Origin of the sequence: Paraeggerthella sp. Marseille-Q4926 (assembly GCF_916618935.1) — a bacterium.
GTDB classification, from domain to species: domain Bacteria; phylum Actinomycetota; class Coriobacteriia; order Coriobacteriales; family Eggerthellaceae; genus Paraeggerthella; species Paraeggerthella hominis.
Map to the genome: position 1 here is coordinate 43,382 of NZ_CAKAKF010000003.1, position 10,983 is coordinate 54,364.

General features: G+C 65.0%; 9 protein-coding genes. All 9 read right to left on the minus strand.

The genetic code is table 11. The features are described 5' to 3' along the window. Positions 1–47: 47 nt before the first annotated feature. Positions 48–1,268 (minus strand): tRNA uracil 4-sulfurtransferase ThiI, encoded by a 1,221-nt coding sequence (thiI, locus tag LG373_RS05300; RefSeq protein WP_114565712.1) that lies wholly within the window; start codon positions 1,266–1,268, stop codon positions 48–50. Positions 1,269–1,360: 92 nt separating this feature from the next. Then, positions 1,361–1,621 carry a DNA-directed RNA polymerase subunit omega gene (locus LG373_RS05305; RefSeq protein WP_114565713.1) on the minus strand — a complete coding sequence of 87 codons (261 nt, stop codon included), beginning with the start codon at positions 1,619–1,621 and terminating at the stop codon, positions 1,361–1,363. A gap of 7 nt (positions 1,622–1,628) precedes the next feature. Then, a complete protein-coding gene (gmk, locus tag LG373_RS05310; protein WP_114565714.1) occupies positions 1,629–2,201 on the minus strand; it encodes a guanylate kinase in 573 nt (190 codons plus the stop codon). Between the two features lie 6 nt (positions 2,202–2,207). Continuing rightward, positions 2,208–2,516: an integration host factor, actinobacterial type gene (gene mihF, locus LG373_RS05315; protein ID WP_114565715.1), complete on the minus strand. Its 309-nt coding sequence runs from the start codon at positions 2,514–2,516 to the stop codon at positions 2,208–2,210. A gap of 208 nt (positions 2,517–2,724) precedes the next feature. After that, the gene (gene pyrF / locus LG373_RS05320; RefSeq protein ID WP_225749229.1) at positions 2,725–3,450 is read right to left on the minus strand and encodes an orotidine-5'-phosphate decarboxylase; all 726 of its coding nucleotides are present in this window, start codon (positions 3,448–3,450) and stop codon (positions 2,725–2,727) included. Further along, positions 3,444–4,394, minus strand: a complete 951-nt coding sequence (locus tag LG373_RS05325) for a dihydroorotate dehydrogenase (protein ID WP_114565717.1) — start codon at positions 4,392–4,394, stop codon at positions 3,444–3,446. The genes pyrF and LG373_RS05325 overlap by 7 nt, the downstream gene beginning before the upstream one ends. Further along, positions 4,394–5,194 carry a dihydroorotate dehydrogenase electron transfer subunit gene (locus LG373_RS05330; protein WP_216528540.1) on the minus strand — a complete coding sequence of 267 codons (801 nt, stop codon included), beginning with the start codon at positions 5,192–5,194 and terminating at the stop codon, positions 4,394–4,396. The genes LG373_RS05325 and LG373_RS05330 overlap by 1 nt, the downstream gene beginning before the upstream one ends. Before the next feature lie 783 nt (positions 5,195–5,977). Continuing rightward, positions 5,978–9,220, minus strand: a complete 3,243-nt coding sequence (carB, locus tag LG373_RS05335) for a carbamoyl-phosphate synthase large subunit (RefSeq protein ID WP_216528541.1) — start codon at positions 9,218–9,220, stop codon at positions 5,978–5,980. Further along, complete coding sequence (carA, locus tag LG373_RS05340; RefSeq protein WP_216528542.1) at positions 9,213–10,604, minus strand: glutamine-hydrolyzing carbamoyl-phosphate synthase small subunit; 1,392 nt, start codon at positions 10,602–10,604, stop codon at positions 9,213–9,215. The genes carB and carA overlap by 8 nt, the downstream gene beginning before the upstream one ends. Positions 10,605–10,983: the final 379 nt, after the last annotated feature.

A 10,983-nucleotide genomic window follows, 5' to 3' on the forward strand; every position in this document is an offset into this window, starting at 1 on the left:
AGCAGCTTTCCAGCGCGCATCTAAACGCGCTGGTCAAAAGCGTGCGGTTACTTCTGAGGGCGCTTCTTCTTGCGCTTGAACGCCGGGCAGGCGTAGTCGCGCACTTCGGCGGCGTCGGCGATCTCGGCCACCCATTCGTCCACGGGAAGCGCGCTTTCCGCCTCTTCCACCACCGCAAGCTTCGCATGCGTCTCGGGACTGCGCGGCATGAACAGCGTGCAGCAATCGGGCGCGTCCTGCGCCGAGATCTCGAACGTGCCCAGGCGCTCGGCCTCGGCGATGATCTCGAGTTTGTCGGTGCCGATCAAGGGGCGGAACACCGGAAGGCTCACGGCAGCGTCGGTGCAGCGGATGTTGTCGAGGGTCTGCGAAGCAACCTGACCCAGGCTCTCGCCCGTGACGAGCGCGCCCGCCCCTTCGCGATGCGCCAGCTCCTCGGCCACCTTGAACATGAGCCGTCGGTACATGATGACGCGCAGCTCGGGCGGGACGGTGAGCGCGATCTCGCGCTGGTAGTCGCCGAACGGCACCGTGTACACGCGCGCGATGCAGCCCGTGCGCTCGAGCACGCGCGCGATGTCGTCCACCAGGTACTCGCTCGCATCCGAGGTCTGCGGACGACCGGAGAAGTGGACGCCGATGCACACCGCGCCCCGTCGCGCGAGCTTCCACGTAGCCACCGGCGAGTCGATGCCCGACGACAGCAGGCACGCCACGACGCCCGAGCTTCCCACCGGCAGCCCGCCGATGCCCGGAAGCGAGCGCGCGTACACGTACGCGGCGTTCTGCACGACCTCGACGCCTACCGTGAGATCGGGGTTCTTCATACGAACGCTCTTCTCGGGAAACGCCTGGCACAACGCCGCGCCCACGATCTGGTTCATCTCCATCGAGTTGGTCGGAAAGTCGGTGTGGTTGCGTCGAGCGGCCACCTTGAACGACTCGAAGTCGCCGGCTTCGAGCATAGCCGCACGCGCGACCTCGGCCATGACGTCCAAATCGCGCGGGCACTTGAATCCGCAGGAGACGCGCGCCACGCCCGGCACCTTGCCCATGACGTCCGCAACGGCCTTCGCCGTTTCCCAATCCGTGCCTTCGCGCAAGAACACGCACAGGCGTCCCGCTATGCGATGGACGGTCACCACGGGAAAATCGCTCAGCAGGGCTTCGAGGTTCTTGAGCAACCGCATTTCGAACGTCGAGCGATTATGGCCCTTCAGGCCGATCTCATGGTAGTGGGCAAGGCAAATGCGCTGGTAATCAATCATGGAATGCTCCGTCGTGCCAAGGGCGAATGGTCGTAACGCACGAATAGGCGGGCCCATGCCCGCCTATTCGGTCAACCAGTACGTGTTTCGTACTAGTGGTTCTTGATGTCGATGGACGAAGGATCGTACGAAACTTCGCCGCGCGCAATCTCGTTGAAGGCAAGAGACAGCGGCTTCTTGTCGGCAGCGCGCGCGATTTCCACGGCGGTCTGCAGCTGAATAGCGCGATCGCGCTGGCCGCGCATCATGTCGTTGATGTCGTGCGCGCGCTTGGAGGCAAGGGCGCACAGCAGGAAGCGGTCGTTGTCGGTTTCGTCCAACAGAACGTCGATCTTCGGTTCGATAATGCTCATATCGTATTTAACCTCGTGTTTTCTCGGCTTGTTCGTTCACGTAGCCAACCAAGGCGGCGGTGGCTACGTCCAAATCATCGTTCACAAGCCGTATATCATACTCCATTTTACGAGAAAGCTCCACCCGTGCGGTTTCCATACGGGCAGCAACGGCCTCTTCGGTCTCTGTACCGCGCCCTCGAAGGCGCTTCTCAAGCTCTTCGAGCGAAGGCGGCTCGATGAACACCAGATGCGCCGCAGGGAACTTCTCGCGCACCTGGAAACCGCCTTGCACGTCGATTTCCAGGATAACCTGGTCTCCTCGAGCGATATGCTCCTCAACGCTCGCACGCGGGGTGCCGTAGCGGTTCCCCCCGTACGTAGCCCATTCCAGCAGGCCGTCTTCGTTCACGAGCCGTTGGAATTCCTCACCGGATGCGAACTGGTAATGAACGCCGTCCACCTCGCCCTCGCGCGGCAAGCGCGTCGTGACCGAGACGGACACCCAAGCATCCGGAACCTCATGCAACAGACGGGCCACCAGCGTGCCTTTTCCAGCACCCGATGGCCCCGATATAACGAACAGATTGCCAGCGCGCATGCGAATTTAGCCCAAGCGCTCCAGCAAGGCGGTCTGCTGACGCTCGCCCAAACCGCGCAGACGGCGGCTCTCGGCGATCTGCAGCTCCTTCATGATCTTCTCGGCCTTGGCCTTGCCGTAGCCGGGAAGCGTCTCGATGAGCGTGGAGACCTTCATACGACCCACGATGGGATCATCCTTCATCTCGATAACCTGCTTAAGGCTGAGTTTGCCGGACTTCAGATCATCGCGAACCTCGGCGCGCTTGATGCGGGCCGCCTTCGCCTTCTCCAAAGCCGCCTGGCGCTCTTCAGGGCTGAGTTGAGGAATAGCCATCAGTTTCTCTCCTTCTGTTCCAAAAGCGATGCCGTGATACTAGCATGCAATCGCTCGTTTGACCTTGTAGATTGCTATAAATTCAAAAAATTTCAGGTCGCAGTCACACATTCTAGACTCAAATCGCGCAACCGTAGTTCTTTCGTCGCTCAATCGTCACTTTCGCTGACCATCTGGGAAAACGTTGGAACAGCATCCGTTTCGGCTTTTACAGCTCCGCCACGATGGCGTCGAACGCGGCAGCAGGGTCCGCCGCCTGCGTGATGGGCCTGCCGACGACGATATGGGAAGCGCCGTTCTCGAAGGCCTGTGCAGGCGTTGCCACGCGGCTCTGATCGCCTTTGTCGGCGCCCGCCGGACGCACGCCCGGCGTGACGATGTAGGCGTCGGGTCCCAAGATGTCGCGCAGGCGCGCAGCTTCCTGCGGGGAGGCGACCACGCCGGAGATGCCGGAGCGCTTGGCTTGCTCGGCCAGCACCACCACCTGGTCGGACATGGCGCGCGAAACGCCGGTTTCCGCAAGAGCAGCGTCGTTCATGCTGGTAAGCACCGTGATGCCCAAGGTCGCGGGAACCTCGTGGCCGTACTCCGCTGCCGCGCGCTCGGCGCCGCGCTGGGCGGCGGCCATCATGTCCACGCCGCCGACGGTGTGCATGGTCAGCATGTCCGCGCCGCTGCCAGCAGCCGCGTACGCCGCGCCTTCAACCTGATGGGGAATGTCGTGGAACTTGAGGTCGAGAAACACCTTGAAGCCGCGCTCTTTCAGCGCGTAAACGATGGCGGGGCCGTTCGCGTAGAACAGCGTCATGCCTACCTTCACCCATGTCGCTTTGCCTTGCAGCTGATCGGCAAGGTCGAACGCCTCGTCGATGCCGCAGTCGAGGGCCACGATCACGCGATCGCGCGCCGGCACGCTCTCGAACGTATTTACCATTCCAACGCTCCTATCAAATCCTGCACGTCGTCCACGCCGTGCTGCTCGCAATACTGCGCTATTCCATCGATGATTTCAACCGTCGCGAAAGGATTCACGAAGTTAGCGGTGCCCACGGCTACGGAGGTGGCTCCCGCCAGCATGAACTCCACCGCGTCGGTGGCGTTCGAGATGCCGCCCATGCCGAGAAGCGGAACCTTCACGGCTTTCGAGCACTCCCACACCATGCGCAGCGCCACGGGCTTCACGGCGGGGCCGGAGAACCCGCCCACGCCGCGCGCGAGCACGGGACGTCGGCGCTCGACGTCGATGGCCATGCCCAGAAGCGTATTGATGAGCGAGATGGCATCGGCTCCCGCAGCCTCGGCTGCGCGCGCGATCTCCGTGACGTCGGTGACGTTCGGGGTCAGCTTCACGATGAGCGGGCGCTTCGTGGCGGCGCGGCAGCGACCGACCACGTCCTCGACGCTCGCAGCGCACGTGCCGATGGTCATGCCGCCGGCATCCACGTTCGGGCACGAGATGTTCACTTCGTAAGCGTCCACGGGCGCGTCCTCGAGCGCCTCGATCACCTGCACGTACTCGTCGAAGCTATGGCCCGACACGTTCACGATGGTCGTGGCGCCGCGCTCGTGCAGCCACGGCAGCTCCTCGGCCTTGAGGTGCGCCACGCCGGGATTCTGTAAACCGATGGAGTTGAGCATGCCGGAAGGAGTTTCCGCGATACGCGGGCTGGCGTTTCCTTCCCAGCCATGCAGCGACACGCCCTTCGTGGTGACCGCGCCCAAGCTTGCCACGTCCACGAAGTCGTTGTACTCCATCCCTGCGGCGAACGTGCCCGACGCCACCGTCACGGGGTTCTTCATGTCCAGGCCGCCCAGGTTCACGGCCATGCTCACGTTCGTAGGAGCGGGCACGAGGGGCAGCGCGTTCTCGATAGCCATTACCACACCACCTTCGCAGCGTCGAATACGGGACCGTCCACGCAGGCGCGCAGCTTGCCGTCCACCGTGTCCACCACGCACGACAGGCAGGCGCCCACGCCGCAGGCCATGCGCTTCTCCATCGAGAGCTCGCAGGGCACGCCCGCGTCGGCGGCCATGCCGGCCACGATCTTCATCAGGGGCTCGGGGCCGCATACGGCCAGGTAGTCGTACGGCTCACCCGAAGCCGAAGCCTCGGCCAGCGCTTCGGACACGAGCGAGGTGCAGAAACCCTCGCGACCGAAGCTGCCGTCGTCGGTCGCGCAGCGCGGCGGCTCGGCCAGCAGCGCCTCGTAGCGCCCGCGGCACGTGAGCGCCGCCTCGGTCTGCGCACCCAGCACCACGTCCGTGCGCACGCCGGCCTCGACCAGGCTCTCGCACAGCATGAACAAAGGCGCCGCGCCCACGCCGCCGCCCACCAAAAGCGCGCGCTTCGCGCCGGCGGCCGGCTGCCAGGAGCGGCCGACGGGCCCGATGAGCTCGGCGTCCGCGCATTCGCCCGGCACGAGGCGCGTCATGTGGTCGCTGCCGAAGCCGACCACCTGGTACAGCACGTCGAGCGTGCCTTCGGCTGCGTCGCGCGCGTACACCGAGAACGGTCGGCGCAGGATGTGCGCCTCCATGCCCGGAACCTTCATGTGAACGAACTGCCCCGGCTCGATGGCCGCTGCGATTGCAGGCGACGAAAGCTGCATAAGATAGAGGTTCGGGCCGACGCATTCGTTCCCCAGAATGCGCGCCCGCTCGTTGACAAGCGCCACGTTGGTCCTTTCATGCCCCCGGGCCGCGCGCGCGGCCCCACGTCTCATCTTCTGGCCGATGATTGTACCATTGACGTGCCCGCCGAGCCGTTGAAGTGCCGAAATGCACGGGAAGCGCATGGAAGCTGCGGGATTGTCCCTCTCGTGGGCAAGGCCGCCGCCTACCATTATATAGAGTGTTGCGGCGGCTTCGCGCCGATCGTCCGCACCGCACGCGGCGACGCGCGCTCGCACCGCAAAGCCGCCGCCCTTCCGTTCGCCTCTCGAACGTCGATTCGCGAGCCCCGGCCGCCCATGCCCCGCGTATCGGCCCGGCCCGTCGCCGCGTTAGGTTGTTTATGGTGGGCGGTCCGTCTCCCGGCCGTCCATGCCCCGCAAAGCGCCCCGCCGCTACCGCGCGCCACGGGCTTGCGCGCGAAAAACGGCGCTCGCTGGCAGGTTCTGACGGTTTGAGGTCGTTTGATCCGACGGGCCAAGCGCCCGCAAAAGCGGGTGGCGACCAACCGACGCTGTGACCAGGCAAAACGAAAAGCAAGCCGAACGACGGCCAAGCAAGGGGGCCGTTCGACGACCTCAAACCGTCAGAACCTGCCAGCGAAGAGGGTTTTTCGCGCGCAACGCCCCCATTGCCCCTGGCGAACGCGGCCCATCGGCAGCATCGGCGGCCTTCGGCGGAAATCGAGCAACCTTCCCAACCCCATCCGAGCACGGCGCGCCCTTCCCGCCGAAAAGCCGAACCGCCGCGCACGACGAACAGGCGCGGCGGCAGCTCGGCTCGCAGCTTTACGCGCTCACTGGCTGCTCCCATTGGGGAAGATCCTGCAAGGCTACGACGGACAGGCCGTTTGCGCGCGCCATCTCCATGCCGGCCACCATGGCCTGGGCGCCGGCCAGGTTCGTGACGTGGGTCACGCCGTGCTTCACGGCCTCCAAGCGCAGCTCGTAGCCGTCGGCGCGCGTGGCATGGCCGAACGGCGTGTTGATCATGAGCGCTATCTCGCCGGCAGCGATGCGGTCGAGCACGTTGGGGGTGCCCTCGTGCACCTTCTTCACCTCCTCGCAGTCCACGCCCGCCGCGCGCAGGGCGCGGGCCGTGCCGCCCGTGGCCACCACCTTGAAGCCCAGGCGCACGATGTCGCGCGCAATGGACACGATGGCGCGCTTGTCGCGGTCGCACACGCTGACGAACACCGTGCCGCCCTCGGGCAGCGCGTAGCTGATAGCCAGCTGCGTCTTGGCGAACGCGGCCGGGAAGTTGCCGGCGATGCCCATGACCTCGCCGGTGGACTTCATCTCGGGGCCGAGCACCGTGTCCGCACCGGGGAAGCGGCCGAAGGGCATGACGGCCTCCTTCACGCTGTAATGCTCGAGACGGCGGTTGTCGGGCGGCAGGCCCAGGTCGGCGATCCTCTCCCCCGCCATGATGCGCGCGGCCATCTTCGCAAGCGGCACGCCCGTGGCCTTGGACGCGAACGGCACGGTGCGGCTGGCGCGCGGGTTGGCCTCGATGACGTAGATGACCTGGTCCTTGATGGCGAACTGGATATTGATGAGGCCCACTACGCCCAACCGCAGCGCCAGGTCGCGCGCGATAGAGCGCAGCTGCGACACCAGCGCCTCGGACAGCGCGAACGGCGGGGTGCAGCAGGCCGAGTCGCCGGAGTGGATGCCGGCCATCTCGATGTGCTCGAGCACGCCGCCCACGTACACCTGCTCGCCGTCGCACAGCGCGTCGAGGTCCACCTCCACCGCGCCCTCGAGGAAGCGGTCAAGGTACACCGGGTGGTCGGGCGAGATCTTCGCGGCCTCGGCCATGTACTTCTCCAGCTGGGCGCCGTCGTATACGATGCCCATGCCGCGCCCGCCCAGCACGTAGCTGGGGCGCACGAGCAAGGGGAACCCTATCCGGTCAGCCACGACGCATGCCTCCCGGTAGGTCGAGGCCATGCCGGCCGCCGGATAGGCGATGGCCATCTCGTCGAGGATTGCGCTGAAGCGATCGCGGTCTTCGGCCAGGTCGATCGCCTCCGGCGGCGTTCCCATGATGGGCACGCCCGCCGCGGCCAGCGCGTTCGCCAGCTTGAGCGGCGTCTGGCCGCCCAGCGTCACCACCACGCCGTCCGGGCGCTCGACGTCCACGATGTCCATGACGTCCTCGAACGTGAGCGGTTCGAAGTACAGCTTGTCGGACGTGTCGTAGTCGGTGGACACGGTCTCGGGGTTGCAGTTCACCATGATGGTTTCGAAGCCGGCCTCGGCGAGCGCGTAGCTCGCATGCACGCAGCAGTAGTCGAACTCGATGCCCTGGCCGATGCGGTTCGGGCCCGCACCCAGGATCATCGCGCGCTTGCGCGTCTTGGGCGCGACCTCGGTCTCGTCCGCATCGTAGGTTTTGTAGTGGTAGGCCGTGGAGCTGGGAAACTCGGCCGCGCAGGTGTCGACGGTCTTGAACGCGGGTCTCACACCCAGAAGCTTGCGGCACGTGCGCACGGTGAGCTCGTCGGATCCCGTAAGGTGCGCGATCTGGGCATCCGACAGCCCCATGCGCTTGAGCAGGCAGAACGCGTCGGCGTCCAGCTCGTCCAAAGCCATGCCGCGCAGGTTCTCCTGCACGCGCACGATGTCGGCCATGCGCGCGACGAAGAAGGGGTCCACGCGGCTCACCGCGCTCGCACGCGCCACCGTCCAGCCGCGGCGCAGTGCCTCGGCAAGGTAGAAGACGCGCTCGGCCGTGGGGCGCGCCACGAGGTCTTCGAGCGCTGCGTCGGACACGACGGCCTCGTCACCCTCGCCGTCGCCGCCGAGGCCTGCGCGCCCGTTCTCGAGCGAGCGCAGGGCCTTGCCGAGCGCCTCCTCGAACGTGCGGCCGATGGCCATGATCTCGCCGACAGCCTTCATGCGGGTGGACAGCGTGTCGTCGGCCCCCTTGAACTTCTCGAACGCGAAGCGCGGCGCCTTCACCACGCAGTAGTCGACGGAAGGCTCGAAGCACGCAGGCGTGGCAAGCGTCACGTCGTTGACGATCTCATCGAGCGTGTAGCCCACGGCCAGCTTCGCCGCCGCCTTCGCGATGGGAAATCCGGTGGCCTTCGACGCAAGCGCCGACGAGCGCGAAACGCGCGGATTCATCTCGATGACGATCATGCGGCCGTTGTCGGGGTTCACGGCGAACTGCACGTTAGAGCCGCCCGTCTCCACGCCGATCTTTTCGAGGATGGCAAGCGACGCGGCACGCATACGCTGGTATTCCACGTCGGAAAGCGTCTGGGCAGGAGCCACCGTAATGGAATCGCCCGTATGCACGCCCATCGGGTCGAAGTTCTCGATGGAGCACACGATGATGCCGTTGCCAACGCGATCGCGCATGACCTCCATCTCGAACTCTTTCCAGCCCTCGATGCTCTCCTCCACGAGCACTTCGCCCGCCGGGGATAGCTCCAGCCCTTGACTGACGATGGATTCCAGCTCGACCGCATCATGGGCTATGCCGCCGCCAGCGCCGCCCATGGTAAACGACGGGCGCAGCACCACCGGATAACCCAGATCGGCCACGATGCCGAACGCATCGTCCAGCGAGTACGCGTATCCCGACCGAGCGGTCTCGATTCCCAGCTCGGCCATGCACTCGTTGAAGAGCTTTCTATCCTCGCCGCGCTCGATGGCCGCCAGGTCGCAGCCGATCATCTCAACCCCGTAGGCATCCAGCACGCCCGACTTCGCCAGCTCGACGGCCGTGTTCAAGCCGGTTTGGCCGCCCAAGGTGGGCAGCAGGGCATCGGGGCGCTCCTTCTCTATGATCTTCTGGACGAACTCGGCAGTGATGGGCTCGACGTAGGTGCGGTCGGCCAAGCCCGGATCGGTCATGATGGTGGCCGGATTGCTGTTCACCAGAACCACGTGGTAGCCGTCCGCCTTGAGCACCTTGCACGCCTGCGCGCCCGAATAGTCGAACTCGCACGCCTGGCCGATGACGATCGGGCCGGACCCGATGACCAGGATGGTCTTGATGTCCGTGCGCTTAGGCATGACGGTCTCCTTCCATCTCAGCGAACGACCAGCCGACAAGGCGGTCGGCGGCGATGTCGATGTCGAGGTAGCTCGCACGTTCACGGGAGTCGAGCGCACCGCCCTCGCTCGTCACTGCGGAATCCATCAAGCGCGAAAACGCGGTGAACAGGTAGTGCGCGTCGGTCGGCCCGGGCGACGCCTCGGGATGGTACTGCACGCTGAACGCAGGCAAATCCAGAAACGCGACGCCCTCCGCCGTGCCGTCGTTGAGGTTCACGTGCGTGAGGCGAATGCGGCCGAAGCGATCGTTCATCACAACAGGGGCAACCTTATCGCGCGCCCAGAAGCGCAGGTCGTCGCAATGGTTCGCGCAGCCGCCCGACAGCGCGGGAACAAGCGGCCCCAAGCTGGAAAACACCAGGCCGAACCCGTGGTTCTGCGCCGTGATCTCTACGCGGCCCGTGAGCAGGTTCATCACCGGATGATTGCCGCCGCGGTGGCCGAACTTGAGCTTCTCGATCTGCGCGCCCGCAGCTTTGCAGATCATTTGGTGCCCCAGGCAGATGCCGAATACCGGCACCTTGCCCAGCAGCTTCCCCACCTGCGAGTAAGTGCCCTCCACAGCCTCGGGATCGCCGGGACCGTTCGACAGGAACACGCCGTCAGGCTCCATGGCCAGCACCTTTTCCGCCGGCATATCCCACGGTACAACCGTAAGCTCACAGCCCGAGCGTACGAGATTCTGAAGGATCGAGCTCTTAACGCCGCAGTCGTAGGCGACCACGCGATGTCGCGCGGACGCAGCCGGAGCGACGGCGAACGCGTGGCTCGCGGGAAGGTCGTCCGCGTCCATGGCGTACGGCTTCCCGCACGACACGGTAGCCGCCAGGTTCTGCCCCACGAGCGACGCGCTCGCACGTACCTTGCGCAGAAGGCTCGCCTCGTCGGCGTCGACGGTCGAGAGCACCGCGCGCTGCGCGCCGCAATCGCGCACGTGACGCACGAGCGCGCGCGTGTCCACTCCTTCCACGGCCACCACCCCGTGTTCGCGCAGGTAGTCTGCGAGCGTGACCGTACTGCGCCAGTTCGACGGCGTCGCGCATATATCGCGCACGACAAGGCCGCGCAACGCAGGCCTGCCCGCCTGGGCGTCATCGGGATTCACCCCGTAGTTTCCGATCTGCGGATACGTCATGGTGATTATCTGGCCTGCGTAGGACGGGTCGGTTATCACCTCGAGGTAGCCCTCGAGCGACGTGTTGAAGCAGATCTCGCCGAACACCTCGCCTTCGGCGGCGCACGCCGTGCCGCGGAACACCGCGCCGTCCTCCAGCACCAACGCCGCCGGACGCGACACGGGCTTCGACGTACCCTCTAGCAGCTTGTTCGCAATCTCGCTCAAAATCTTCCTTCCGCTCGGGCAGCATATACAGAAAACGCCTCCGTCGTAAACGAAGGCGCAGGTGGTTCTGGGAAAGTTATGCTGCGCACCTTGTCGGTCTCTCCGTACCGCCTTAAAGGTTGAGGGTCAGTATACTCTTTTACTGAATTTTGTTAATTATAAATGCAGTATTTTTGCATTTTGTAACGATTTTATTCAATTTAATTTTGCTTGGAATGCAACGAGACGACGATGCGAAGCTGCGGGAATCCAAAGGTTTGCGCGCGAAGCCGCGAGCGCTCCGCTGACTTGCGCACGAGAAACCGCCTTCGCTGACAGGTTTTTGCGTTTAGGGGTCGTTTGATTCGGCAACACGAACGCACGCGCCTGCGATGCGTCG